This is a genomic window from Roseateles sp., assembly GCF_019237615.1.
GTDB lineage: Bacteria > Pseudomonadota > Gammaproteobacteria > Burkholderiales > Burkholderiaceae_C > Pelomonas.
This window is the reverse complement of the sequence record NZ_JAFAGT010000001.1, coordinates 43,520-67,218: the sequence shown is the minus strand read 5'-3', so window position 1 is coordinate 67,218 and position 23,699 is coordinate 43,520. Positions and strand designations below refer to the sequence as shown.

Here is a 23,699-nt window from a genome sequence, read left to right as displayed (position 1 = left end):
CGTCAGTCTTCCCGCGTGCCGAGCAGGCCCTTGGGCCTGAAGATCAGGATCATCACCATCAGCAGATAGGGCAGGATCTGCGCGACATCCTTCAACGCCAGGCGCAGCACCGGGTAGCCGGGCGTGTCTGGCGTGACGGTCATGCCCATGGCCGTCAGCGCCGAGGCCAGCGATGCGTCCACCGTCAGTGGCAACGTCTGCAGCAGGCCGATGACGATGGAGCCGACGAAGGCGCCCGCCAGCGAGCCTATGCCGCCCACGACGACGACGACGAAGATGATGGAGCCGACGATGACGGCCATGTTGGGCTCGGTGACGAAAGTGATGCCGCCGATGACGCCGGCCAGCGCCGCCAGAGCGCAGCCGCTGCCGAACACCAGCATCAGTACTCGCGGCACGTTGTGGCCGAGCGCCTCCACCATCTCCGGATGGGTCAGCGAGGCCTGGATGACCAGGCCCACGCGGGTGCGCGTCAGCAGCAGCCAAAGGCCCAGCAGCATCAGCAGCGCAACCAGCATCATGAAGGCGCGCGTCAGCGGAAAGGTGGAGCACAGCGCCGCCGTGCACAGCTCGGGCGCGGCCTTGCCGAGCGCGAAGGACAGCCCCTGGGCCGGCGACGAGATGATGGTGAAGGCCGAGCCCTGCAGCGCCTCGGGCGGCGTGAAGGGCACGGCCGTGCGGCCCCAGATCAGCTGCACCAGCTCCAGGATCACATACGACAGGCCGAAGGTGATGAGCAGCTCAGGCACATGGCCGAACTTGTGCACGCGGCGCAGCGCCAGCCGCTCGAACGCCGCGCCCAGCAGCCCGACGACGAGCGGCGCCAGCAGCAGCGCCGGCCAGAAGCCGACGATGCCCACCAGCGAGTAGGCAACGTAGGCGCCCACCATGTAGAAACTGGCATGCGCGAAGTTCAGCACGCCCATCATGCTGAAGATCAGCGTCAGCCCGGAGCTGAGCATGAACAGCAGCAGCCCGGACGACAGGCCGTTCAGCAGGTTGATGAAGATTTGATCCAAGGCGGAGCCGACGACGGGGTGGTCCAGGGGATCGCGCCGCCCCTTGCGGACGGCGCGGCCGGGTCGGGGGCTGGGGCGATCAGCCGGGCCGCTTCATCTGGCAGGACGTGGGCGTCGACGACACATAGGACTCGTACTCCTTCACCGGCACCAGCGTCATGCCGGTGTTCTCCGGGCTGTACGGGTACTTGGCATCCGCCTTCTGCCAGACCGAGATGTAGAGCGCCTGCTGCAGCTGGTGGTCGCTCTTGCGCATCGTCACCTCGCCATTGAAGCTCTTCACGGTCAGGCCTTCCATCGCCTTGGCCACCTTGACCGGGTCCGTCGACTTGGCGTTGGCCATGGACTGGCTGAGCATCAGCAGGATGTGGTCGGCGCTCCAGGTGTAGAGGTCGTCGTTGAACTTGGCCTTGAACTCGTTGCCCAGCTTCTGCGTCTCGCCGCCCATGTTGTAGTGGCTGTAGGCGGCCTGGTAGACACGACCGGCGCCGCCCGTGCCCAGGGCCGTGGGCGTGCCGGTGACGCCGGTGTAGTAGGTGAAGAACTTGCCGTTGTAGCCGGCCTCGTTGGCGGCCTTCACGAGCAGCGCGAGATCGGAGCCCCAGTTGCCGGTAATGACGGTGTCGGCGCCGCTGGCCTTGATCTTGGCGACATAGGGCGCGAAGTCGCGCACCTGGGCCAGCGGGTGCAGGTCCTCGCCGACGATCTGGATGTCCGGGCGCTTGCGCGCCAGCATCTCCTTGGCGTACTTGGCGACCTGGTGGCCGTGGGCGTAGTTCTGGTTCAGCAGGAAGACCTTCTTGACGTCGGGCTGGTCCTTCATGAAGGTCGTGATCGCCTCCATCTTCATGGATGTGTCGGCGTCGAAGCGGAAGTGCCAGAAGCTGCACTTGCTGTTGGTCAGGTCGGGATCCACCGCCGAGTAGTTCAGGTAGATGACTTCCTTGCCCGGGTTGCGCTCGTTGTACTTGTTGACAGCATCCACCAGCGCCAGCGCCACGCTCGAGCCGTTGCCCTGCATGATGTAGCGGATGCCCTGGTCGGTCGCAGCCTTGAGCAGGTTCAGCGACTCGGCGGGGCTGAGCTTGTTGTCGAAGGGCACGATCTCGAACTTCACGCCGGCCGGGTTGCTCTTGTTGAACTTCTCGGTCAGGAACTGGAAGGTCTTGACCTGGTTCTGCCCCACCGGCCCCATCAGGCCCGAGAGCGCATCGATGTAGGCCAGCTTGACCGTCTCGCCCTTCTGCGCCTGGGCCGCACCGGCCGTCAGTGCGAGCGCCGCGGCGGCTCCCAGCACGCGCGCGAAGCGCGAAGGGAAGCGGGCCGAAGTGAAGTCGAACATGCTTGTCTCCTGGGTTATGGCTTTGAGGTGAACGAAAGTTAATGCAGCCGGGCCCCGACGAAGTCCCGGGCTTTCCCCAGACGCTGGCCGGCTCAGGCCGTGGGGAGCTTGTGGTTCAGGAACTGGTCGCGCAGCTTGAGCTTCTGCACCTTGCCGGTAGCCGTATGCGGGATCTCGGCGACGAAGACGACGTCGTCCGGGATCTGCCACTTCGCGATGCGGCCCTCGTAGAAGGCCAGCAACTCCTCGCGCGTCAGCGCCGCGTCGGCCTTCTTCACGACCACCAGCAGCGGCCGCTCGTCCCACTTGGGATGCTTGGCCGCGATGACGGCCGCCTCATGCACGGCCGGGTGGGCCATCGCGATGTTCTCGAGGTCGATGGAGCTGATCCACTCGCCGCCGGACTTGATGACGTCCTTGCTGCGGTCGGTGATCTGCATGAAGCCGTCGGCGTCTATGGTGGCCACGTCGCCGGTGGGGAACCAGCCTGGCTCGCCGTCCACGCTGACCAGCGGCGACTCATCGTGGTTGAAGTACTTGGCGATGACCCAGTGGCCGCGCACGACGAGGTTGCCGGAGCTCTGGCCGTCCCACGGCAGCGAGCGGCCCTCGTCGTCGATGAGGGCCATGTCAACGCCGTAGATGACACGGCCCTGCTTCTCCAGCAGGCGCTGCTGCTGCTCGTGCGGCAGGCCCAGCTGGCGCGTGGTCAGCTTGGACAGCGTACCCAGCGGCGACATCTCCGTCATGCCCCAGGCGTGGATGACCTCGATGCCGAAGTCCTCCTGCAGCGACTTCATCATGGCCGGCGGGCAGGCCGAGCCGCCGATGACGGTGCGCTTGAAGGTCGAGAACTTCAGCTGGTTGGCCTTCACATGGTTCAGCAGGCCCAGCCAGACGGTGGGCACGCCGGCGCTGAAGGACACCTTCTCGCCCTCGAACAGCTCGTACAGGCTCTTGCCGTCCAGGTGCGGCCCGGGCAGCACCAGCTTGAAGCCCACCAGCGCCGCGCTGTACGGCAGGCCCCATGCGTTGACGTGGAACATCGGCACGACGGGCAGCACGACGTCGCGGCTGCCGCAGTCCATCGCGTCCGGCAGCGCCGCGGCGTAGGCATGCAGCACCGTCGAGCGATGGCTGTAAACGGCGCCCTTGGGGTTGCCCGTGGTGCCGGAGGTGTAGCAGATGCTGGAGGCCGTGTTCTCGTCGAAACGCGGCCAGCTGTAGTGGCCGTCCTCTGCGTCCAGCAGATCGTCGAAGCACAGCAGGTTGGGAATGCCCGTGGCGGCCGGCATGTGGGCGCGCGAGGTCATCAGCACAAAGTGCTGCACGCTCTTCAGCAGCGGCGCGATCTTCTCGACCAGCGGCAGGAAGGTCGCATCGAAGCACAGCACGCGGTCCGCCGCGTCGTTGGCGATCCAGACGATCTGCTCGGGAAACAGGCGCGGGTTGATGGTGTGGCACACCAGCCCGGACCCCGAGCTGCCATAGTAGATCTCGAGGTGGCGGTGGCCGTTCCAGGCCAGCGTGCCGACACGGTCGCCAGGCTGGCAGCCCAGCCGCGCGAAGGCCTGCGCGGCCTGGCGCGAACGGCGCGCCACCTCGCGCCAGTTGCTGCGATGCAGGTCGCCCTCGACCCGCTTGCTGACGATCTCGGTCTCGCCCGAATGCCGCTCGGCGTGCTTCAGCAGCGACGAGATCAGCAGCGGTTCCGACATCATTCGGCCCATCAATGCCATGTTGTCTCCTGGCGGTCTTATCGATCCAGTCTAGCCCCCGCCCAGAGCCCCCACCGTCACAACCGCGACCCTCGCCCCCCGGGGAAACACCCAGGCCAGCGGGGCCAAGCACCGCTCACTAAACTGACGAAATGGACTCGCTTACCGGCCTCGCCTGGACCAACCGCTTCGCCGACCTGGGGCCAGACTTCTTTACCGAACTGCCAGCCGAAGGGTTGCCCGACCCGCACTGGGTGGCACAAAGCCCCGACTGCGCGCAACTGCTGGGTTTGCCCGCCGACTGGACTCTGCAACCCACCGCTCTGCCTGCCATGTCCGGCAACGCTCCCTGGCCCGGCATGCGGCCCCTGGCCAGCGTCTACAGCGGCCACCAGTTCGGCGTCTGGGCCGGGCAGCTCGGCGACGGCCGCGCGCTGTGGCTGGGCGAGGTCGACACCCCCACCGGACCGCAGGAGCTGCAGCTCAAGGGCGCCGGCCTGACGCCCTACTCGCGCCGCGGCGATGGCCGCGCGGTGCTGCGCTCGTCCATCCGCGAATTCCTGTGCTCCGAAGCCATGGCCGCCTTGGGCGTGCCGACGACACGAGCCTTGTGCATCACCGGCTCGCGCCTGCCGGTCATCCGCGAGACGGTGGAGACCGCCGCCGTCGTCACCCGCGTGGCGCCCAGCTTCATCCGCTTCGGCCATTTCGAGCATTTCGCCCACCACGACCGACCCGACGCGCTGCGCCGACTGGTCAACTGGTTCATCGCCCACCATGCGCCCGAATGTGCCGACGAGCCCGAGCCGGTCGTCGCGCTGCTGCGCAAGGTGTCCCTGCAGACTGCCGACCTCATCGCCCACTGGCAGGCCATAGGCTTCTGCCATGGCGTCATGAACACCGACAACATGTCCATGCTGGGCCTGACGCTGGACTACGGCCCCTTCGGCTTCATGGACGGCTTCGACCCCAGCCATGTCTGCAACCATAGCGACGACCGCGGCCGCTACGCCTACGCGCGCCAGCCGGCCGTCGCTTTCTGGAATCTGCACGCACTGGCCCAGGCCCTGCTGCCGCTGATGCCCATCGCGACCGAGAAAGACGCCGAGGCCTCCGGCGAGCGGCTGCTGGAGGCCGTCGAGGCCTACCGCGAGCGCTTCGCAGGCCAGATGCTGGCCCGCCTGCGAGCGAAGCTGGGCCTTGTGGGCGAGGACGCAGACGACCAGGCTCTGGCCGACGACTTCCTGAAGCTGATGGCCGCCTCGCGCGCCGACTTCACGCAAAGCTTCCGCCGCCTGTCGCGCGCGCAGTCCTCGCCCGAGCCGCTGCGCGACCTCTTCGTCGATCGCGAGGCGCTGGACGCCTGGCTGCTGCGCTGGCGCGCCCGCGCCGCACCGGACGCCCAGGCGCGCATGCTGGCCGCCAATCCCGCCGTCGTGCTGCGCAACCACCTCGCCGAGGGCGCCATACGCGCCGCCCAGCGGGGCGACTTCACGGAGATCGCGCGGTTGCTGAAAGTTCTGGGCCGCCCGTTCGACGAACCCGAGCAGGCCGGCGACGCCGCCCTGCCGCCCGACTGGGCGTCCTCCCTCGAAGTCTCCTGCTCATCATGACCGACAAGCCCTACCCCATCCAGAAGACCGATGCCGAGTGGCGCGAACAGCTCGACGCGATGCAGTACCAGGTCGCCCGCCACGCGGCCACCGAACGCGCCTTCACCGGCAAGTACTGGGACCATTTCCAGCCCGGCCACTACAACTGCATAGGCTGCGGCACGCCGCTGTTCGAGGCCGATACCAAGTTCGACGCCGGCTGCGGCTGGCCCAGCTACTGGGCGCCCGTCAACAGCGAGGTCGTCGAGCGCGTGGTGGACCGCAGCCACGGCATGGTGCGCGTGGAGGTACGCTGCAACCGCTGCGGCAGCCACCTGGGCCATGTCTTTCCCGACGGCCCCGAGCCGACGGGCGAGCGTTTCTGCATCAACTCGGCCGCCATTGACTTCGTCAAGGACAATCCGGGCGCATGAAGTTACTGCTAGATTTTCTGCCGCTGATCCTGTTCTTCGTCGCCTTCAAGGGCGCTGAAGGCCACCCCGATGCTGCGGCGGCGTTTGCGACGGAACATTTCGGCTTCCTGGTCCAGGGCGGAATCGTCGGCCCGCAGGAGGCGCCGGTGCTGCTGGCCACCGTCGTCGTCATGGTCGCCACGCTGGCCCAGGCGGCCATCCTCAAGGCCCGCGGCAAGAAGATCGACCTGATGCTGTGGATCAGCCTGGCCCTGGTGGTCGTGCTGGGCGGCGCCACGGTCTGGTTCCACAATGAAACCTTCATCAAGTGGAAGCCCACCGGCCTGCACTGGGCGATGGCGCTGACGCTGTGGATCTCCCAGGCCTGGTTCGGCAAGAACCTGATCCAGGCCATGCTGGGCGCCGAACTGCGGCTACCCGACGCCGTCTGGCTGCGTCTGAACCGCGCCTGGGTGCTGTTCTTCGCCGCCATGGGCGTGGCCAACCTCTATGTGGCCTACCACTTCACGACCTCGGCCTGGGCCAACTTCAAGGTGTTCGGCGTCACTGGCCTGATCGTGCTGTTCACGCTGGCCCAGGGCCTCTACCTCGGCAAGCACCTGCCGCCGGAAGAGGACGGCAAGCCATGATCGCCGCACAGATCGAGGCTCGCCTGCGGGCCGAGCTGGCGCCCACCGAACTGAGCGTCCGCGATGACAGCGCTCAGCACGTCGGCCACGCCGGCGCCCGCGAGGGCGGGCATTTTCATGTGGCTGTCGTGTCCGATCGCTTTGCGGGCCTGCAACGGCTGGCCCGCCACCGCCTCGTTTATCATTGCCTGTCCGACCTGATGCAGCATGGCATCCATGCGCTGGCCATCGACGCCCGCGCCCCGGGTGAACGCTGAGCCTGGTCGAGCGTGATCGAACCACGCGCCCAGACCGGGCGCGATTTTTTTAGCCTGATTCACACCCCAGCCCATGAAGAAGTTTGCGCTTGCCGCCATCGTCGCGGCCACCATCTCGGCCCTCGTGCCGGCTGCCGCAACCGCGCAGAACATCGCCACCGTCAACGGCAAGCCTGTGCCCAAGGCGCGCGTCGAGACGCTGATCCAGCAGGTCACCAAGAGCGGCCAGCAGCAGCGCTCGCCCGAGCTGGAAGCCCAGATCAAGGACGAGGTCGTGCGTCGCGAGATCTTCATGCAGGAAGCCGAGAAGCGCGGCATCCCGCAGGGCGCCGACTACAAGGTGCAGATGGAACTGGCCCGCCAGATGCTGCTGATCCGCGGCCTGATGGAGGACGTCAAGGCCAAGAACCCGGTCACCGACGCCGAGGCCCAGGCCGAGTACGACAAGTTCAAGGCCGCCAACAGCGGCAGCGAGTACCGCGCCCGCCACATCCTGGTTGAGAAGGAAGAGGACGCCAAGGCGCTGATCGCCCAGATCAAGGCCGGCGCCAACTTCGAGGAACTGGCCAAGAAGAACTCCAAGGACACCGGCTCCGCCCAGAACGGCGGCGACCTGGACTTCGCCAACCCGAACAACTTCGTGCCCGAGTTCAGCAAGGCCATGGTCGCGCTGGAAAAGGGCCAGATGACGGACGAGCCGGTGAAGAGCCAGTTCGGCTACCACATCATCAAGCTCGAAGACATCCGCCCGGCCACCTTCCCGGCCTTTGACGACGTGAAGGCGCAGATCAAGCAGCGCATCGAGCAGCAGAAGATGATCGACTTCCAGGAAAGCCTGATCAAGAAGGCGAAGACGGACTACAGCTTCTCCAAGTAAGCCCTCGCGCCGAAACCGCTAAGCCCGCTGATCGCAAGGTCAGCGGGCTTTTCTCTTTCAGGCGGCCAGTCGGCCGGCCTCGATGCGCAGCTGGCGCTCGCAGCGCGCCGCGATCTCGCGGTCGTGGGTGACGAGAACCAGCGTCGTTCCAGCCTCGCGATTGAGCTCGAACATCAGCGCCATCACCGAGGCGCCGGTCGCGAAGTCCAGGCTGCCGGTCGGCTCGTCGGCCAGCAGAAGGGCCGGGCGCTGCACAAATGCGCGCGCCAGCGCCACGCGCTGCTGCTCGCCGCCAGACAGCACGCGCGGGTAATGGCCCAGGCGCTCGCCCAAGCCGACGCGGGCCAGCATGGCCGCGGCCTGCTCGCGTGCATCGCGCTCGCCGCGCAGCTCCAGCGGCAGCATGACGTTCTCCAGCGCCGTCAGGTTGGGCAGCAGCTGGAAGCTCTGGAACACGAAACCCAGCTCGCGCGCGCGCACCGCGGCGCGCTGGTCCTCATCCAGCGTGAACAGATCCTGGCCGCGCAGCTTCACGGTGCCGCCGCTGGGCGTGTCCAGGCCCGCCAGGATGGCGAGCAGCGTGCTCTTGCCCGAGCCCGATGCGCCGACGATGGCGACCGACTCCCGGGCGGTCAGCGTGAAGCTGATGTCATGCAGAATCGTCAACTCCCCGGTCGCGTCGCTCACGCGCTTGGTGATCTGGTCAACTTGAACAAGGGCTTCGGGCATGTCGGGACTGCGGCGGCGTTGGGTGTTGGCGCACTTTAGCCTGGGGGTGATGGCCGGCTGGACGTCAGGGGCCGCGGCGGCCGAGGCGCCCGTCATCCTCGTCGTCGGCGACAGCCTGTCGGCCGAGTACGGACTCAAGACCGGCACGGGCTGGGTCGCGCTGCTGCAGGCCCGGCTGGCCGAGCAGAGGAAGCCGCATCGCGTCGTCAACGCCAGCATCAGCGGCGACACGACCTCTGGCGGCCGCAGCCGGCTGCCGATGGCACTGCGCACGCACAAGCCCGCCGTCGTCATCCTGGAACTGGGCGGCAACGACGCGCTGCGCGGCCTGCCGCTGTCCAGCACGCGCGACAACCTGCTGGCGATGACGCGCGCCGCACAGTCGGCCGGCGCCAAGGTCATCGTCGTCGGCATGCAGGTGCCGCCCAATTACGGCAGCGGCTATGTACGCGACTTCGAGGGCTTGTTCGCCGACGTGGCCAAGCAGACCCATGCCGGCCTGGTGCCCTTTCTGCTGAAGGGCGTGGCCGATCGCGCCGATGCAATGGACTGGTTCCAGCCGGACCGCATCCACCCGCTGGCCAAGGCGCACCCGCACATGCTGGACAACGTCTGGCCGGCGCTGCGGCCGCTGCTCGGCTAGCTAGGGGCCTCAGCGCTCGGCCTGCCGCTCGGCGGGCCGTCCTTCGTTTTGCGGCCGATCGCGGCGCACCGGTACACCGTCCTGACGACCGCGCTGAGGACCCTCCTCGCGAGCTTGGGGACGGGGCTGGGCTTGCGGCTGCGGCTGGGGCATTGGCATGCGTGGCGTTTCCATCTGGCGCTGCGGCTCGGGCTGGGGCACGCGGCGCTGCTGTTCCTCGCGGCGCTGCTGTTCCTCGCGCCGCTGCTGAAACTCCTCGCGGCGTTGCTGCTCATCGCGGCGTTGCTGCAGGTCTCTCTGCTGCATTTCCTCGCGGCGCTGCTGCTGTTGTGCCTCGCGTTGTTGTTGCTGCTGCTGTGCCTCGCGTTGCTGTTGCTGCTGCTGTGCCTCGCGTTGCTGCTGCTGCAGGGCTTCACGCTGTTGCTGTTGCTGTTGCTGTTGCTGTTGCTGTTGCTGCGCGTCGCGTTGCTGCTGCGCGCGCCAGGGCATGTTGTCGCCGCCACGCTGCGGCTCAAAGCCGGGCCGCGCCTGCGGAAGCTGGACGGCCGGCTGCGCCGTCTGCGGTTGCTGGGCCTCCGGGCCGCGGGGGTCGCGACGCAACGGCAGTTGGCCGTCGCTGCGCCAGCCCGTGCCGGCGTCGGGAGCGCGCGGCATGCGACGCGGCAGATCGGCCTCGGCCGGACGCGTCGGCGCGGCGGGCAGCACGGCGGCCAGATCGTTGCGGCCGGGCGCGACTGGCAGCGGGCGGGCCCAGCCGGGATCGCCCCTGCGATCAGAGCCGCGCACCGGCATGGGCTGGATCGCTGCGCCCGGCGCGGGCAGCATGCTGATGGCGGCCGGCACGTCGCGGTAGCGGTTCGGGCGCTGCACGGTGACGGGGTCGCGCAGGTCGCGTGGGTCGTTGATGCGGTTCACGTAGCGCGGGCTGTGGTGGTACGCCGGCACGTAGACCTCGCGCGGCGCCAGCGGATACCAGCCGAAGCGCGGGGGCGCGGGCCGGCTGCCTATGCTGATGCCCACGCTGACCGCGCCACCGCCCACCCAGCCCACCAGGGCTGGCGCGTAGACGGGGCGATGGACATAGGGCCCCGGTGCCCAGCACCAGCGCCCGCCCCAGCTGACCCAACGGCCGTAGTGGAAGGGCGCGAAGCCCCAGGGCGCGTCGTCCACCCAGGTCCAGCCCCACAGGCGCGACCAGGCCCAGTGGCCATAGCGGTAGGGCGCCCAGTCGGCGACGATCAGCGTGGTCGGCACCCACACGGCGCCGTAGTCTGGCGCGGTCTCCCAGCGGCCGTAGCGGTCCAGGTCCTCGGCGCCGGTCATCTCGGGCGAGACATAGCGGGCCACGGGGCGGTCGCCCTCTTCGCGGTTCTCCGATAGCACCCAGTCACCGAAGCCGTCGCTGTACAGAGGCGAGCGCTCGGCGCGCGGGCCGTCGGGCCACCACAACTCCACCTGCTCGCCGGTGCCCAGAACCACGGGCGAGGCGGCGCGCGCCCATTCGAAGCGCATGCGCCCCTGCCAGACGTAGACCTTGCTGCCACGGTCGAGCTGCTCGACTCGGTAGAGCCCTTCGCGCTCGGGCCGGGCCGTGCCCTCGCGGGTACGCAGTTGCGTCTCGGCCGCGTTCTCGGGGGAACGCAGGCGCAGCGCCACGTCGCCACGATCCAGCTGCAACAGGGTCTGGCCTTCGTCGAGCTGGCTCAGTTCCAGATCGCTGCGCTCGTCCACCCAGATCGTCGTCGAGCCGACGCGCAGGCTGACGCGGGCGCGCTCGTCGGTGCGCAGGCGGTCGCCCTCGCCCACCGTCTGGTTGCGGTTGATGCGCGTCCACTCGCGACTGTCCTGGTCGAACAGCCAGGCATCACCGACGACGCTGACGACGCGGGCGGCCCGCGTCGGCGGATCGCGGTCGGCGTCCTGGGCCTTGGCGCCGGGGGCGATGGCGACCAGCAGGGTCAGCGCGAGGATGCGCCAGGTACGACGGTTCAGGACGAGCTTGGGGGCGGCGGGCGTGACCATGTGCTTGAGGCTCCTTTGCGGCACCCTAACGTGCCGCTGGCGCAGCCGGTGCACGGCGCTTACAAACGTTTCAATCATCGGCGTTGGCATCCAGCTCCGGAAACAGCACCGACGTGAAGCCGAAGCGCGTGAAGTCCTTGACCCGCATCGGGTAGAGGACGCCGTCCAGGTGGTCGCACTCATGCTGAACGACGCGGGCGTGGAAGCCCTCGGCGATGCGATCCATGGCGTTGCCGTCGGCATCGAAGCCGGTGTAGCGGATGCGCTCGTCGCGTTCGACGACGCCACGCAGCCCCGGCACCGACAAGCAGCCCTCCCAACCCTCGGCGCGCCCGCCGTCCAGCACCTCGATGACCGGGTTGATCAGCACGGTGGGCGGCACGGGCGGCGCGTCCGGGTAGCGCACATTCCTCGTGTAACCAAAGATGACCAGACGCAGGTCGACGCCGATCTGTGGCGCCGCCAGGCCCGCGCCACTGGCTGCTGCCATCGTCTCGAACATGTCGGCAATCAAGGCCTTGAGTGCCGGCGTGCCGAACTCGGTGACCGGCTTGGCGACGCGCAGCAGGCGCGGATCGCCCATCTTCAGAATCTCGTACACCGCCACCGCGGCCTCCTTCGGCTATCGTGAGCGGCGATTCTAGGAAGCCCCTCTCCCCCCATGCTTGATTTCATCGAAGACCTCGGCCACGGCATCTATGCCATCGACACCGGCTTCCAGCGCCCGCGCTTCGACGCGGCCTATCTGATGGTGGAGGACGGCCGAGCCGCCTTCATCGATACCGGCACCAACCATGCGGTGCCGCGCCTGCTGGCGGCGCTGAGCGCGCTAGGCCTGGCGCCAGACGCCGTCGACTGGGTCATCCCGACCCATGTCCACCTCGACCATGCCGGCGGCGTTGGCCTGCTGATGGAGTCCTTGCCCCGCGCCCGGGCCCTCATCCACCCGCGCGGGCTGCGCCACATGGTGGACCCCAAGGTACTGTGGCTGGGGGCGCTGGCCGTCTATGGCGAGGAGGAGATGCAGCGCAGCTACGGCAAGTTGGTGCCGGTGCCGGCCGAGCGCGCCGAGGCGACGCATGACGAGCAGATCGTCCATCTGGCCGGCCGGCCGCTGCGCTTCATCGACAGCCCCGGCCACGCCAAGCACCACCATGCGATCTGGGATGCGAGGAGCCGCAGCTGGTTCACTGGCGACACCTTCGGCCTGTCCTATCGTGTCTTCGACGTGGACGGACGCGCCTGGGTGCTGCCCACGTCGACGCCGGTGCAGTTCGAGCCCGACGCGCTGAAGGTCACCGTCGCGCGGCTGCTCGAGGCCGAGCCGGTGGCCATGCAGGTCACGCACTACGGCCGCATCGGCGGCTCGGTCGAGGAGGTGCGGCGCCTGGCCGCGCTGCTGCTGAGCCAGGTGGACGAGATGGTGGCGCTGGCCGAGTCACTGCGAGACGCGCCGGACCGCCACACCCACCTGAAGACCGGGCTGCTGGGCGGCTACCTCGGGCGGCTGCAAGCCCACGGTTACCAAGGCGGCGCGGCGCACGACTGGCTAGCGCTGGACGCCGAGCTGAACGCTCAGGGGCTGGAGGTGTGGCTGGACAAGGCGAGCGCTCAGCGGGCCTGAGCGAGCGGTAGCGCCGCGGCGTAGCTGCGCGGCGAGACCTGCCCGTACAGCCAAGCGACGACGGCGACGCAGCCAAGGTGCATCAGCCAGCCGGCCAGGAAGCCGCCGCCCTGCATCAGCGCCGACAGCGCGCCGGCTCGCGCCGGGTCGCCCAGGTGCTCCAGCGCGACGACCATGGACAGCGCGAAGCAGCCCCCCAGCCCCGCGCCCAGCAGCAGCGCCGACACAACGGGCGCCGCGCCGGGCCTCCAGGCCAGCGCGGCGAAGCCGGCCGCCTGCAGCGCCGACGTCAGCCATAGCCAGGGGCGGCGGTCTCCGTCCCGGCCGGCGAGCACCGGCAGCAGCAGCGCCGCGCAGGCCTGGGCCGCCGCCAGGCTGGCGAGCAGGCCGCCGCTGGCCGTGGCCGTCCAGCCCTGCTCGCGATAGAAGGGGGCGAGCCAGGCCACGACGCTGGAATAGCCGCCGTTCACGAGGCCGAAGCAGGCCATCAGCAGCCAGACACGTGGCCGCCCGAGCAGGCCGGCGGCGGCATCGGCGCTGCGCCGCGCGGCGCCATCGCGTGGCAGGTAGCGCGCAGCCAGCACGAGGGCGAGCGCGGCCGGCAGCGCCGTCCAGGCCAGGCCTTGTCGCCAATCCCCGGTGGCGCCGGCGACGACCGGCGCCAACTGTGCGCCGAGCGCACCGCCGCCCATCAGCATGGCCGAATACAGCCCCGTGACCATGCCGGCGCGGTGGGGAAACTGGCGCTTGATGACGCCGGGCAGCAGCGCCTGCACCAGCGCCGCGCCCAGGCCCAGCAGCACCGCCGTGCCCACCATCTGCCAGCCCCGTGCAGCGAACAGGCGCAGCGCGCCCCCCAGAACGAGCAGGGCCAGCGCGGCCACGGCCGTGCGCCGCGCGCCGAAGCGCGCCTGCAGCGACGGCCCGGCGAAGGCGAACAGGCCCATCAGCAGCATGGGCACCAGCGTCAGCAGCGCCAGGCCCTTCAGGCCCAGCCCGGTCTGCGCGCCGATGTCGACCGCCAGAGGACCTATGCCGGTCATGAAGGGCCGCAGGCTCAGCCCCGCCAGCACGACGACGGCCAGCAGCCGCGCCTGGGCGGCCCATGAAGACGTCCCGCTCACCGCGCGCTAACCAAGCTTCTTGGCGGCGTCGACCCACTCGGCGTAGAGCTCCGGCAGGCCTTGCTGCCGCACCGGCAGGTGGCAGATCGACATGGACTGCTGGGCCTGGGGCCTGGCGAGGTCCTCGTAGATGGCGGCCGTCGACAGGCCGAACGGCGCGGCGTCGTCATTGGAATGGGCGTAGGCGACCCTCACCACGCCGGACATCCGCATCGCGGCCATGCACATCGGGCAGGGGTGGCCACTGGCATAGACGGCGCAGCCGCTCAGGTCGGGCGAGCCGAGCCGGCGGCTGGCCGCGCGTATTGCCACCATTTCGGCATGCGCTGTCGGGTCATGGCTGGCATGGATCTCATTGACGCCGGCGGCGATCAACGCACCGCCGCGGACCACCACCGCACCAAAGGGGCGCCCGCCGGCGCCGATGTTCGCGCGGGCCAGTGCCATGGCTTCGCGCAGCCAATGGTTCTCGTCGTTCATGGGGCTTCTCTGTCAGCAAGGCGTGACCCACGGCCACGGTCGCCCAATACTAGGGAGCGCCCCGTGTATTTGGAAATTAAATATCGACATGAAGTCCATTCCAACAATGAATGGAAAATGGCGCGATGCTCGACCCCCGCCTGCTGCGCTCCTTCACCGCCATCGTGGATGCGCGCAGCTTCACGCTGGCGGCGCAGCGCCTGGCGATGACGCAGTCCACCATCAGCCAGCAACTGGCCCGGCTGGAGGACGCGGTCGGCACAGCACTGGTGGACCGCGCGGCGCGGCCGGTCGCGCCGACGGCGGCCGGCGAACGGCTGCTGGGCTATGCGCGGCGTCTGCTGACGCTGCAGCAGGAGGCCGAGGCGGCCCTCGGCGACCCGGCCGGCACGGCGTCCCTGCGCATCGGGCTGCCCGAGGACCTCGTCAGCGGCGAGATGGCGACGGTGTTCGGCGCCTTCGCGCAGCGTCATCGCGAGATCAGACTGGACGTCACCGCCGGGCTCAGCCGCGAGCTGACACGGCGCTATCGCGCCGGCGAATTCGACATCGCGATCGTCAAGGAGGCTCAGGCCAGCCCTGACTGCCGCGCCAGCTTCCCGGAGGCGATGGCCTGGTTCGAGAGTGCCGCCGCGCCGCATGCCTGGCCCCAGCCGCTGCCGCTGGTCACCTTCCCGCCGGGCGGCCTCTACCGCGACGCGATGTTCGAACGCATCGAGCAGGAGCAGCTGCGCTGGTACGTCGCCTTCGTCGGCAGCAGCCTGCACAACGTCGGCGTCGCCGTGGAGGCCGGGCTGGGCCTGTCGCTGCTGCCCAGGCATGCAGCGGCGGCCTATCGGCTGCGGCCCTACGCGCCGTTCGGCACGGCGCCTTCGATGGCCGTGTCGATCTACGCCTGGGAGGGCGCGGGGCCGATCGCTGAGCTGGTCGAGCGGATGCGCGCCGTGCTCGCAGCCCGATGCGGCCTCGGCGACCCCGCCTGAGTCCTCAGACGTCCAGGCCCAGCTCCTGGATCTTGCGTGTGATGGTGTTGCGGCCTATGCCCAGCTTCTGCGCGGCCTCGATGCGGCGCCCGCGCGTGACGTCCAGCGCAGTCAGGATGAGCCGGGCCTCCAAGCGCCTGGTGAGCACGTCCCACACGTCCGCCTCGCCGGCCAGAAGGCGGGCGCGGGCATCAGCGGCCATGTCGGCCAGCCAGCCCTCGCCGCTGCTGGTGCTGGTGCTGGCAGGCGCGCCGGCCGGCGATGCAACGGCGAGCTGGGTCGGCGACATGCCCGTCGTCGGTGCGGGGGCATGGCCCGGCTGCAGCTCGTCCGGCAAGTCCTTGGACTCGACGACCTGGCCGGGCGCCATGACGCTGAGCCAGTGGCAGATGTTCTCCAGCTGGCGCACGTTGCCGGGGAAATCGAAATGGGTCAGCTGGGCCAGCGCCGCGTCCGACAGGCGCTTGGGCTCCACGCCCAGTTCGGTGGCGCTGCGCTGCAGAAAATGGCGGGCCAGCGCGGGCACGTCCTCGCGGCGCTCGCGCAACGGCGGCAGGCGAAGGCGGATGACGTTGAGGCGGTGGAACAGGTCCTCGCGGAACACGCCCTGGCGCACGCGCTCCTCCAGGTTCTGGTGCGTCGCCGCAATGACGCGCACATTGCTGCGCAGCGGGCTGTGGCCACCGACGCGGTAGAACTGGCCATCGGACAGCACGCGCAGCAGCCGGGTCTGCAACTCGAACGGCATGTCGCCGATCTCGTCGAGGAACAGCGTGCCTCCGTCGGCCTGCTCGAAGCGGCCGCGCCGCGAGGCCTGGGCACCGGTGAAGGCGCCGCGCTCGTGGCCGAACAGCTCGCTCTCCAGCAGGTCCTTGGGGATGGCCGCCGTGTTGATGGCAACAAAGGGACCGTCGCCGCGTGGGCTGTGCTTGTGCAGCGCGCGGGCCACCAGCTCCTTGCCCGAGCCGCTCTCGCCCGTGATCATCACGGTGACGTTGCTCTGCGACAGCCGGCCAATGGCGCGGAACACGTCCTGCATGGCCGGCGCCTGGCCCAGCATCTCGGGCACCTGCGCGGCGGCCTCCTGCTCGCCGGCCTCGCGCTGGCTCTCCTCCTGCGCACGGCGGATCAGCTCCACGGCGCGCGGCAGGTCGAAGGGCTTGGGCAGGTACTCGAAGGCGCCGCCCTGGAAGGCCGAGACGGCGCTGTCGAGGTCCGAGTAGGCCGTCATGATGATGACGGGCAGCGCCGGCAGCCTGGCCTTGACCTTGGCCAGCAGCTCCAGACCGGAGCCGCCCGGCATGCGAATGTCGGAGACCAGCACCTGCGGGACATCGTCGTCGAGCGCGGCGAGCATGTCGCGCGCATTGCTGAAGCTGCGCACCGGCAGCCCCTCGCGGGCCAGGGCCTTCTCGAGCACGAAGCGGATCGAGTGGTCGTCGTCAACAACCCAGATGGATTTCATGAGATTCCTCGGCCCGTCCCGTCGGCTTGTGGCGTCAAGGCAGGGGCAGCGTGATACGGAAATTGGTCAGGCCAGGCTCGCTCTCGCAATCGATCATGCCCTGGTGCTGTTGCGCGATCGTCTGCGCGAGCGTGAGTCCGAGCCCCGAGCCGCCCTCACGCCCCGACACCAGCGGGAAGAAGATGCGGTCACGGATCTCGACGGGGACGCCGGGACCGTTGTCCTCGATATGCAATTCCAATGCCAGGCGCCAGCGCTGCTTGCCTATCGTGACCTGCCGCGCCACTCGCGTGCGCAGCACGATCTGGGCGTCGCCGGCGGCCATGCGCGCCGCAAGCGACTGGGCGGCGTTCTGCACGATGTTCAACACCATCTGGATCAGCTGCTCGCGGTCGCCGCGGAAGTCGGGCAGCGAGGTGTCGTAGTCGCGCTGGATCCGGAGTCCCCTGGGATGCTCGACGAGCACCAGCGCCCTCACCCGCTCGCAGATCTCGTGGATGTTGACGTCGCCGACGACCGGTGCCTTGCGGTGCGGCGCCAGCAGCCGGTCGACCAGGCTCTGCAGCCGGTCCACCTCATGGACGATGACCTGGGTGTACTCCGTCAGCTCGGGGTTGCCGTCCTGCAACTCCAGCGCCAGCAACTGGGCAGCGCCGCGGATGCCGCCCAAGGGGTTCTTGATCTCGTGGGCCAGGTTGCGGGTCAGCTCCTTGGTGGCCTGCACCTGGTCGAGGCTGCGCTCATCGCGGTCCTGGCGCGCCTGCTGGGCGATCTCGATGAGCTCCACCAGCACGCGCGGCGCGCCGTCCTCGGCGGCGTCCATCTGCGACACGATGACGTGCACCGGCAGCCCGTCCTCGTGGGCCCACGTGCCGCGGCGCAGCAGCGCATCGAAGCGGCTGCTGGAATAGTGGTTGGCTGCGACGCCGGCCAGCGTCTCCCTCAGCCGCTGGGCGTCATCGAACCAGTCGGGCAACTGGGCCTTCTGCACCGTGCGGCGCGACAGCCGCATGCCGTTCTCGAAGGCCGCGTTGGCGAACAGGCATTCGCCGTCGGCGCCGACGACGACCACCATGGTGGCCAGCAGGTCCAGGCCGGCGAACTCGGCCGGCAGCAAGGAGGCTTCAGTCATGGCGCGCAACGGCGCCGGGCCGATGCTCAGGGAAGTTTTGAGATCTCGCGCTTGAGCGCCTGCACATCGGCCTCATAGCGGGCGATGCTGTCCTTGAGCTCGGCCATGCGGTCCAGGTACTTCTGATAGTTGCGCTCGTCACCGCGGCGCTCGCCCTGGCCGTTGCCGAATTCCTTCTGCGCGTTCGCCAGCCGCTCCTCGGCCTGGCGCAGTTCGGCCTGCAGCACCTGGCGGCGCTGGTCGTCGCGCGCGCGCTGCTGGCCGGCGTCGACGCGGCTGTCACCACCGCGCACGCCTTCCGCGGCGGGCGCCGCGGCCATGCTGGGGCGCGGCTTGGGCGCCTGCAGCACCGTGATGGGCGTGCCCTCTATCGTGCGGCAGCCCTTCTCGTGCGCCTCCTTGGCGGACAGCGCATCGGTGTAGAGCACCGGCGGGCCGGGACAGCGGTAAACCGTGCCCTGGGCTTGAGCGCCCAGGCAGACCAGGACGAGCAACGGTGCCAACAGTCGATTCAACATGCGGAGATTGTGGCGCAGACCCGCGAACAAAGAAGGGGCCGCATGGGCGGCCCCTCCGCGGGGATTGAGAGCGGGCCGACGACGTGCAGCTCGCCCTGAGCAGGGCGGCAGCGTGCATGCCGCCCGCGCCCATCACAGCGCGTAGTACATGTCGAACTCGACCGGGTGGGTCGCCATGCGGAAGCGGGTCACCTCCTGCATCTTCAGCTCGATGTAGGCATCAATGTAAGCGTCGGTGAACACGCCGCCCTTGGTCAGGAAGGCACGGTCCTTGTCCAGGTACTCCAGCGCCTGGTCCAGGCTGTGGCAGACGGTCGGGATCTTCGCGTCTTCCTCGGGCGGCAGGTGGTACAGGTCCTTGGTGGCGGCTTCGCCCGGATGGATCTTGTTCTCCACGCCGTCCAGGCCGGCCATCAGCAGCGCGGCGAAGGCCAGGTAGGGGTTGGCGGAGGGGTCCGGGAAGCGCGCCTCGACGCGGCGACCCTTGGGATTGGCCACGTAGGGGATGCGGATCGAGGCCGAGCGGTTCTTGGCAGAGTAGGCCAGCTTGACCGGCGCCTCGAAGCCGGGCACCAGGCGCTTGTACGAGTTCGTGCCGGGGTTGGTGATGGCGTTCAGCGCACGGGCATGCTTGATGATGCCGCCGATGTAGTACAGCGCGAACTCGGAGAGGCCGGCATAGCCATCGCCTGCGAACAGGTTCTTGCCGTCCTTCCACACGGACTGGTGCACGTGCATGCCGCTGCCGTTGTCGCCGACCAGGGGCTTGGGCATGAAGGTGGCCGTCTTGCCGTAGGCATGGGCCACGTTGGCGATGATGTACTTCTGCAGCTGTGTCCAGTCGGCGCGCTCGACGAGCGAGCTGAACTTGGTGCCGATTTCCATCTGGCCGGCGTTCGCCACTTCATGGTGGTGGACTTCGACCGGGATGCCCATCTGCTCGAGGATCAGGCACATCTCCGAGCGCATGTCCTGGCCGCTGTCGACCGGCGGCACGGGGAAATAGCCGCCCTTGACGGTGGGGCGGTAGCCGCTGTTGCCGTGCTCGTACTCCTTGGAGGAGTTCCAGGCGCCCTCTTCCGACTCGATCTTGAAGAACGAGCCCGACATCTCATTGCCCCAGCGCACGCTGTCGAAGATGAAGAACTCGGGTTCCGGGCCGAAGTAGGCGGTGTCGCCCAGGCCGGACGCCTTCAGGTAGGCCTCGGCGCGCTTGGCCAGCGAGCGCGGGTCGCGCTCGTAGGCCTTGCCGTCGGCGGGATCGACGACGTCGCAAGACAGGATCAGCGTCGGCTCTTCGAAGAAGGGGTCGATGTTGGCCGTGCTGGGATCGGGCATGAGCAGCATGTCCGAGGCCTCGATGCCCTTCCAGCCGGCGATCGAGGAGCCGTCGAAGGCGTGGCCCGACGTGAACTTGTCTTCGTCAAAGTGGGAGACGGGCACGGACACATGGTGTTCCTTGCCACGGGTGTCGGTGAAGCGGAAGTCGACGAACTTGACTTCGTTCTCCTTCACCATGTTCATCACGTCGGCGACGGTCTTGGCCATCAAATACTCCTAGCGGGATCGAGAGGGTGGATGCCGCCGCCAGCACCTGCGCGCCGGCGGCTACAGGGGATTCAAAGCAGGTTGCATGCCAGATGCACCGACATGGGTTGTCGCCCGCAACGCCGGGCATTATGTGGCGACACCCGGGAGGGCGTGGGAACTATCGCACCAACTCGGTGCTGATCAATGCACCAGACAGGATCACGCCCTGTTTCAGGGCGTCGTAGGCCGCATCGAGCCGTTCCACGCTGCCTTTGACGCCGAGCTCTATGCAGCGGCCCCAGCGGGGATGGTCCACGCTGGGCAGGCTGAAGACCTTGATGCCGCCAAACTGGGCCTCGATGGCCTCCATCAACGGCGTCAGGCTGGCCTCCATCGCGCCCTGCACGATGAGGGAGCGCTCCAGCACACCCACCTGACGATGCAGCTGGGGATAGCGGTCCAGCACCCAGGCCATCATCGGATGGGCCATGACCGGGAAGCCGGGCACGAAGTGCATGGAGCCGACGAAGAAGCCGGGGATCCTGTTGTAGGGGTTGGGGATGAGGCCGGCACCCTCGGGGAAGACGCCCATCTGGAAGCGGCGCAACGTGTCCGGGTGGTCGGGGTCGGCCGTCGTGCCCTGCTCGGCCGCCGTCTGCTGCACGCGCTGCCAGATCAGTTCACGCGCCTCGGGGTGCAGGGCCAGCGGGCGACCCAGCGCCGCAGCGGCGGCCTGGCGGGTGTGGTCGTCGGGCGTGGCGCCGATGCCGCCGCAGCTCACCACCAGGTCGCCGCCAGCGAAGGCCTCGCGCAGCCGCGCCGTCAGCAGCTCGCGATCGTCGCCCAGGTACTGCGCCCAGGCGAGTTGCATGCCGCGCCGGGACAGCAGCTCGATGAACGTGGCCAGGTGCGCATCCTGGCGCTTGCCGGACAGGATTTCGTCGCCAATGATGAAGAGACCTACCTTCATGGCTTCAGACGTCCATGACAACGGCCGACTCGACCACCGGCTCGGCCGCCCGCCGGGCCTGCAGGGCGGCCAGCGCGTAATGCGTGAACCAGGCGGTGGAGAAGGCAAACACCAGCGTGTAGAGCCAGATCGCCAGCAGCACGACAAAGGGCGCGAAGACGATGGTCATCGCGCTGACGGCCCAGATCAGCGATGGCGCGGCGCCGAGGTAGCCGCAGATGACGCCCATGGTCAGCATGGGGATGCGGTGCTCCTTCAGCAGTGCACGGCGCTCGTCGGCCGAGGCATGCTCGGCCAGCACGTCGAAGCCGAAGACGCGGTAGGCCAGCCAGCCCCAGATCAGCGGTGGCAGCACCATGACCAGCGGCGGGATCAGCCACAGCGGCATGGACAGGACGATGAGCACCAGCGCGATCAGCATGGCGCCGACCGAGGCCGCGACGCTTTGCAGCAGCGTGCCGCCGCGCTTGCGCTCCAGCAGCGGGAAGCGCCGCTGCGCGACCAGGCCCACGATGGCCGGCGTCATGCACAGCGCCACCAGCAGCAGGCTCAGCAGGATGACGACGGGCAGCACACCGGCCAGCACGACGAGCGCCGACAGCGCGCTGCGGAAGGACTGCAGGCCCATCGCGTCCAGCCATTGCAGCAGGCTCTCGATGAGGCGCCAGCTCTCCAGCGTCGCTCGCACGCCGGCGATGGCGTCCTCCCAGAAGAAGAACATGAAGCCAAACACCCCCACGCCGGCGATCAGCAGCGGCAGCAGCGACAGCGCGATGACGCGCGGGTGCAGGCAGTAGGCGACGGCGCGCCAGAAGGAGTCGGCCAGACCTTGCATCAGGCGGGCTTTCGGAAGGAGGTGGCCAGCCGCGTCAGCCCCAGCCATTGCTGGCGCCAGAAGCCACGGCCGTAGTCGCGTCCGCCCTCCTCGGGCAGCTGGTCACGCACGCCGGTGGCGTCGAAGCGGTTCTCGAAATTGCTGGTGCGAAACAGCATGTCCCACAACGGCAGCAGCACGCCGAAGTTGTGCCCGCCCAGAGTGCCGCGACCCTCGGATTCATGGCCTATGCCAATGCTGTGGTGCAGGCGGTGGAAGCGCGGGCTGATCAGCAACCGCTCACCGAGGCGGCCGAAGCTGATGCGGGCGTTGGCATGCTGCAGGCTCTCGTGCAACTGCGTGACGACGACGATGGCGACAAACTGCCCCGGCTCGATGCCGATGAGGCGAGCCAGCAACGCGAAGGCGGTGGCGAGGATGATGTCGTCGAGCAGGTGGACGCGGTTGTCGCTCCACATCGTCATCTGGCGCTGGCTGTGATGCAGGCTGTGCAGGGCCCACCACCAGTTGAACTGGTGCTGGGCGCGGTGCAGCCAGTAGTTCACGAAGTCGAAGACGACGAGGTAGAGCAGGAAGCTCACCCAGGCGACGTCGGTCACGCCGGGCCACAAGGCGTCGAGCTGCCAGGTCGGCAGGCCCGCCAGGCGCAGCCGACCGGCGATGCCGTCCCACAGCGGCTCGATGCTGAAGAACATCACCAGCCGCACCAGCCCCAGGCGGTGGATCAGCGTGTAGATGACGTCGGTGCGCACGGCGGCGCGGTCGGTCACGGGCTCGACGGGCCAGCGGCGCTCCAGCAGGCCTATGCCCAGCAGGATGACGGCGATCTGCACCAGGCCCCACAGCAGCCAGCCGGTCGCGTCAAAGGCGTCTTCCAGCAAGTTGCCCAGGCCCAGGCCGAAGACCAGCGGCTGCACCAGGCTCTCGTACAAGGCCAGCTGCAGGCTGTCGAAGATGTTGGATATCCAGTCGATCACGGCTTGGCGAACAAGGGCGCGTAGCGGGGATGCTCGCGCAACGGAGCGAAGCATAGGCCGCGTTGCTCCAGCCCGGTCATCAGCGGCTCCAGCACCGCCGGCGCCCAGGGGTCTTGACGCTCCCAGATGCCGAGGTGGGCGAGCAGGATGTCGCCGGGCCGGATGTCGCGCAGCGCCTTCTCCAGCAACTGGGCGTTGGGGTGGCTCTGGCTGGGCAGCTCGTCGCCCAGGAAGCCCGCACGACTCCAGCCCACATGCGTGAAGCCGCAGGCCTTGGCCGCGTTCAGCAGCGCCGGCGAGGTGCGCCCGGCCGGCGCGCGAAAGATCGGCGAAAGCGGCTTGCCGGTCATGGCCGCGAAGCGCGCGCCGACCTTTCTGAGGCTGTCGCAGTACTGCTCGGCCGTCAGCTCGCGCACCACCGGCGGGTTGATGCCGGCCTGGGTGCGGAACCTGAAGCGCGTGACCTTGCCGTCGGCGTCGGGCAGGTCCTGCAGAAAGACATCGTGGTCCCAGGTGTGCGCGCCGAAATCATGCCCCTCGGCCGCACGCTCGCGCCACCACGGCGCCCAGGTTTCGTCCAGCGTCGTGCCACCGGTCTTCGTCGGCTCGCTGGCGAGGAAGAAGGTGACGCGCGCGTTGTGCCTCTTCAGCGTCTCGGCGACCAGCGGCGCCACGCCCATGTGACCCGTGTCGAAGGTGAGGTAGACCGGCTTGTCGCAAGCCGGCTGCGCCGTGGCCACCGTGGCAGCCAACAAAAGGATCAAGGCTCTCATGTCATGAACTTCACGGGCGAACGCCG

Annotated in this window: 24 protein-coding genes; 8 read left to right on the top strand and 16 right to left on the bottom strand. The window is 68.7% G+C overall.

Annotation, left to right across the window (positions count from 1 at the left end; all coding sequences use genetic code 11):
* Nucleotides 1-2 precede the first annotated feature (2 nt).
* The 3 genes from JOY88_RS00335 to JOY88_RS00325 form a co-directional block, all read right to left on the bottom strand.
* A complete protein-coding gene (locus JOY88_RS00335; RefSeq protein WP_524539170.1) occupies nt 3-962 on the bottom strand; it encodes a branched-chain amino acid ABC transporter permease in 960 nt (319 codons plus the stop codon).
* A gap of 136 nt (nt 963-1,098) precedes the next feature.
* The gene (locus JOY88_RS00330) at nt 1,099-2,361 is read right to left on the bottom strand and encodes a branched-chain amino acid ABC transporter substrate-binding protein (RefSeq protein ID WP_293499310.1); all 1,263 of its coding nucleotides are present in this window, start codon (nt 2,359-2,361) and stop codon (nt 1,099-1,101) included.
* 92 nt (nt 2,362-2,453) lie between these two features.
* A complete protein-coding gene (locus JOY88_RS00325) occupies nt 2,454-4,100 on the bottom strand; it encodes a 3-(methylthio)propionyl-CoA ligase (protein ID WP_293499308.1) in 1,647 nt (548 codons plus the stop codon).
* 131 nt (nt 4,101-4,231) lie between these two features.
* Between JOY88_RS00325 and JOY88_RS00320 the strand changes: the two genes are divergently transcribed.
* The 5 genes from JOY88_RS00320 (at nt 4,232) to JOY88_RS00300 (ending at nt 7,868) form a co-directional block, all read left to right on the top strand.
* On the top strand, nt 4,232-5,692 hold the full coding sequence (locus JOY88_RS00320; protein WP_293499306.1) for a protein adenylyltransferase SelO: 1,461 nt from the start codon (nt 4,232-4,234) through the stop codon (nt 5,690-5,692).
* Nucleotides 5,689-6,105 (top strand): peptide-methionine (R)-S-oxide reductase MsrB, encoded by a 417-nt coding sequence (gene msrB, locus JOY88_RS00315; protein WP_293499304.1) that lies wholly within the window; start codon nt 5,689-5,691, stop codon nt 6,103-6,105. The genes JOY88_RS00320 and msrB overlap by 4 nt, the downstream gene beginning before the upstream one ends.
* Entirely contained in the window at nt 6,102-6,734 is a 633-nt protein-coding gene (locus JOY88_RS00310; RefSeq protein WP_293499302.1) for a septation protein A, read from the top strand. Before msrB ends, JOY88_RS00310 begins: the two co-directional genes overlap by 4 nt.
* On the top strand, nt 6,731-6,991 hold the full coding sequence (locus JOY88_RS00305; protein ID WP_293499300.1) for a BolA family protein: 261 nt from the start codon (nt 6,731-6,733) through the stop codon (nt 6,989-6,991). The genes JOY88_RS00310 and JOY88_RS00305 overlap by 4 nt, the downstream gene beginning before the upstream one ends.
* A 73-nt stretch (nt 6,992-7,064) precedes the next feature.
* Nucleotides 7,065-7,868 (top strand): peptidylprolyl isomerase, encoded by an 804-nt coding sequence (locus JOY88_RS00300; protein WP_293499298.1) that lies wholly within the window; start codon nt 7,065-7,067, stop codon nt 7,866-7,868.
* A gap of 57 nt (nt 7,869-7,925) precedes the next feature.
* On the opposite strand, the gene JOY88_RS00295 is transcribed toward JOY88_RS00300, so the two are convergent.
* The gene (locus JOY88_RS00295; RefSeq protein ID WP_293499296.1) at nt 7,926-8,597 is read right to left on the bottom strand and encodes an ABC transporter ATP-binding protein; all 672 of its coding nucleotides are present in this window, start codon (nt 8,595-8,597) and stop codon (nt 7,926-7,928) included.
* A 49-nt stretch (nt 8,598-8,646) separates the two neighbouring features.
* On the opposite strand from JOY88_RS00295, the gene JOY88_RS00290 reads away from it, so the two are divergent.
* On the top strand, nt 8,647-9,240 hold the full coding sequence (locus JOY88_RS00290) for an arylesterase (protein ID WP_293499294.1): 594 nt from the start codon (nt 8,647-8,649) through the stop codon (nt 9,238-9,240).
* Nucleotides 9,241-9,249: 9 nt separating this feature from the next.
* Here the strand turns inward: JOY88_RS00290 and JOY88_RS00285 are convergent, their stop codons facing one another.
* Nucleotides 9,250-11,262: a DUF6600 domain-containing protein gene (locus JOY88_RS00285; protein ID WP_293499292.1), complete on the bottom strand. Its 2,013-nt coding sequence runs from the start codon at nt 11,260-11,262 to the stop codon at nt 9,250-9,252.
* A gap of 70 nt (nt 11,263-11,332) precedes the next feature.
* Nucleotides 11,333-11,869, bottom strand: coding sequence for a peptide deformylase (def, locus tag JOY88_RS00280; protein WP_293499290.1), 537 nt, complete (start codon nt 11,867-11,869; stop codon nt 11,333-11,335).
* A gap of 54 nt (nt 11,870-11,923) precedes the next feature.
* Here def and JOY88_RS00275 point away from each other — a divergent pair, with 54 nt between their 5' ends.
* Nucleotides 11,924-12,886: an MBL fold metallo-hydrolase gene (locus tag JOY88_RS00275; protein WP_293499288.1), complete on the top strand. Its 963-nt coding sequence runs from the start codon at nt 11,924-11,926 to the stop codon at nt 12,884-12,886.
* On the opposite strand, the gene JOY88_RS00270 is transcribed toward JOY88_RS00275, so the two are convergent.
* Nucleotides 12,874-14,010, bottom strand: coding sequence for an MFS transporter (locus JOY88_RS00270; protein ID WP_293499286.1), 1,137 nt, complete (start codon nt 14,008-14,010; stop codon nt 12,874-12,876). The genes JOY88_RS00275 and JOY88_RS00270 overlap by 13 nt on opposite strands.
* A 6-nt stretch (nt 14,011-14,016) precedes the next feature.
* Nucleotides 14,017-14,490: a nucleoside deaminase gene (locus JOY88_RS00265; protein ID WP_293499284.1), complete on the bottom strand. Its 474-nt coding sequence runs from the start codon at nt 14,488-14,490 to the stop codon at nt 14,017-14,019.
* A gap of 125 nt (nt 14,491-14,615) precedes the next feature.
* Between JOY88_RS00265 and JOY88_RS00260 the strand changes: the two genes are divergently transcribed.
* Nucleotides 14,616-15,473, top strand: a complete 858-nt coding sequence (locus JOY88_RS00260; protein WP_293499282.1) for a LysR family transcriptional regulator — start codon at nt 14,616-14,618, stop codon at nt 15,471-15,473.
* Nucleotides 15,474-15,477: 4 nt separating this feature from the next.
* Here the strand turns inward: JOY88_RS00260 and ntrC are convergent, their stop codons facing one another.
* The 8 genes from ntrC to JOY88_RS00220 all read right to left on the bottom strand — a co-directional run bounded on the left by ntrC (nt 15,478) and on the right by JOY88_RS00220 (nt 23,673).
* Nucleotides 15,478-16,938 (bottom strand): nitrogen regulation protein NR(I), encoded by a 1,461-nt coding sequence (ntrC, locus tag JOY88_RS00255; RefSeq protein ID WP_293499280.1) that lies wholly within the window; start codon nt 16,936-16,938, stop codon nt 15,478-15,480.
* A 34-nt stretch (nt 16,939-16,972) separates the two neighbouring features.
* Nucleotides 16,973-18,070 carry a nitrogen regulation protein NR(II) gene (glnL, locus tag JOY88_RS00250; RefSeq protein ID WP_293499278.1) on the bottom strand — a complete coding sequence of 366 codons (1,098 nt, stop codon included), beginning with the start codon at nt 18,068-18,070 and terminating at the stop codon, nt 16,973-16,975.
* A gap of 26 nt (nt 18,071-18,096) precedes the next feature.
* Nucleotides 18,097-18,588: a coiled-coil domain-containing protein gene (locus JOY88_RS00245; protein WP_293499275.1), complete on the bottom strand. Its 492-nt coding sequence runs from the start codon at nt 18,586-18,588 to the stop codon at nt 18,097-18,099.
* A gap of 132 nt (nt 18,589-18,720) precedes the next feature.
* Nucleotides 18,721-20,136 (bottom strand): type I glutamate--ammonia ligase, encoded by a 1,416-nt coding sequence (gene glnA / locus JOY88_RS00240; protein WP_293499273.1) that lies wholly within the window; start codon nt 20,134-20,136, stop codon nt 18,721-18,723.
* A gap of 160 nt (nt 20,137-20,296) precedes the next feature.
* A complete protein-coding gene (locus JOY88_RS00235; protein ID WP_293499271.1) occupies nt 20,297-21,088 on the bottom strand; it encodes a competence/damage-inducible protein A in 792 nt (263 codons plus the stop codon).
* 4 nt (nt 21,089-21,092) lie between these two features.
* On the bottom strand, nt 21,093-21,923 hold the full coding sequence (locus tag JOY88_RS00230) for an EI24 domain-containing protein (protein WP_293499269.1): 831 nt from the start codon (nt 21,921-21,923) through the stop codon (nt 21,093-21,095).
* Nucleotides 21,923-22,897, bottom strand: coding sequence for a sterol desaturase family protein (locus JOY88_RS00225; protein WP_293499530.1), 975 nt, complete (start codon nt 22,895-22,897; stop codon nt 21,923-21,925). The genes JOY88_RS00230 and JOY88_RS00225 overlap by 1 nt, the downstream gene beginning before the upstream one ends.
* On the bottom strand, nt 22,897-23,673 hold the full coding sequence (locus JOY88_RS00220) for a polysaccharide deacetylase family protein (RefSeq protein ID WP_293499267.1): 777 nt from the start codon (nt 23,671-23,673) through the stop codon (nt 22,897-22,899). Before JOY88_RS00220 ends, JOY88_RS00225 begins: the two co-directional genes overlap by 1 nt.
* Nucleotides 23,674-23,699: the final 26 nt, after the last annotated feature.

Excerpts from the sequence above, each read along its gene's own strand:
- JOY88_RS00335 (WP_524539170.1), bottom strand. The coding sequence starts at position 962 with ATGCTCAGCTCCGGGCTGACGCTGATCTTCAGCATGATGGGCGTGCTG.
- JOY88_RS00330 (WP_293499310.1), bottom strand. The coding sequence starts at position 2,361 with ATGTTCGACTTCACTTCGGCCCGCTTCCCTTCGCGCTTCGCGCGCGTG.
- JOY88_RS00325 (WP_293499308.1), bottom strand. The coding sequence starts at position 4,100 with ATGGCATTGATGGGCCGAATGATGTCGGAACCGCTGCTGATCTCGTCG.
- JOY88_RS00320 (WP_293499306.1), top strand. The coding sequence starts at position 4,232 with ATGGACTCGCTTACCGGCCTCGCCTGGACCAACCGCTTCGCCGACCTG.
- msrB (WP_293499304.1), top strand. The coding sequence starts at position 5,689 with ATGACCGACAAGCCCTACCCCATCCAGAAGACCGATGCCGAGTGGCGC.
- JOY88_RS00310 (WP_293499302.1), top strand. The coding sequence starts at position 6,102 with ATGAAGTTACTGCTAGATTTTCTGCCGCTGATCCTGTTCTTCGTCGCC.
- JOY88_RS00305 (WP_293499300.1), top strand. The coding sequence starts at position 6,731 with ATGATCGCCGCACAGATCGAGGCTCGCCTGCGGGCCGAGCTGGCGCCC.
- JOY88_RS00300 (WP_293499298.1), top strand. The coding sequence starts at position 7,065 with ATGAAGAAGTTTGCGCTTGCCGCCATCGTCGCGGCCACCATCTCGGCC.
- JOY88_RS00295 (WP_293499296.1), bottom strand. The coding sequence starts at position 8,597 with ATGCCCGAAGCCCTTGTTCAAGTTGACCAGATCACCAAGCGCGTGAGC.
- JOY88_RS00290 (WP_293499294.1), top strand. The coding sequence starts at position 8,647 with ATGGCCGGCTGGACGTCAGGGGCCGCGGCGGCCGAGGCGCCCGTCATC.
- JOY88_RS00285 (WP_293499292.1), bottom strand. The coding sequence starts at position 11,262 with ATGGTCACGCCCGCCGCCCCCAAGCTCGTCCTGAACCGTCGTACCTGG.
- JOY88_RS00275 (WP_293499288.1), top strand. The coding sequence starts at position 11,924 with ATGCTTGATTTCATCGAAGACCTCGGCCACGGCATCTATGCCATCGAC.
- JOY88_RS00265 (WP_293499284.1), bottom strand. The coding sequence starts at position 14,490 with ATGAACGACGAGAACCATTGGCTGCGCGAAGCCATGGCACTGGCCCGC.
- JOY88_RS00260 (WP_293499282.1), top strand. The coding sequence starts at position 14,616 with ATGCTCGACCCCCGCCTGCTGCGCTCCTTCACCGCCATCGTGGATGCG.
- ntrC (WP_293499280.1), bottom strand. The coding sequence starts at position 16,938 with ATGAAATCCATCTGGGTTGTTGACGACGACCACTCGATCCGCTTCGTG.
- glnL (WP_293499278.1), bottom strand. The coding sequence starts at position 18,070 with ATGACTGAAGCCTCCTTGCTGCCGGCCGAGTTCGCCGGCCTGGACCTG.
- JOY88_RS00245 (WP_293499275.1), bottom strand. The coding sequence starts at position 18,588 with ATGTTGAATCGACTGTTGGCACCGTTGCTCGTCCTGGTCTGCCTGGGC.
- glnA (WP_293499273.1), bottom strand. The coding sequence starts at position 20,136 with ATGGCCAAGACCGTCGCCGACGTGATGAACATGGTGAAGGAGAACGAA.
- JOY88_RS00235 (WP_293499271.1), bottom strand. The coding sequence starts at position 21,088 with ATGAAGGTAGGTCTCTTCATCATTGGCGACGAAATCCTGTCCGGCAAG.
- JOY88_RS00230 (WP_293499269.1), bottom strand. The coding sequence starts at position 21,923 with ATGCAAGGTCTGGCCGACTCCTTCTGGCGCGCCGTCGCCTACTGCCTG.
- JOY88_RS00220 (WP_293499267.1), bottom strand. The coding sequence starts at position 23,673 with ATGAGAGCCTTGATCCTTTTGTTGGCTGCCACGGTGGCCACGGCGCAG.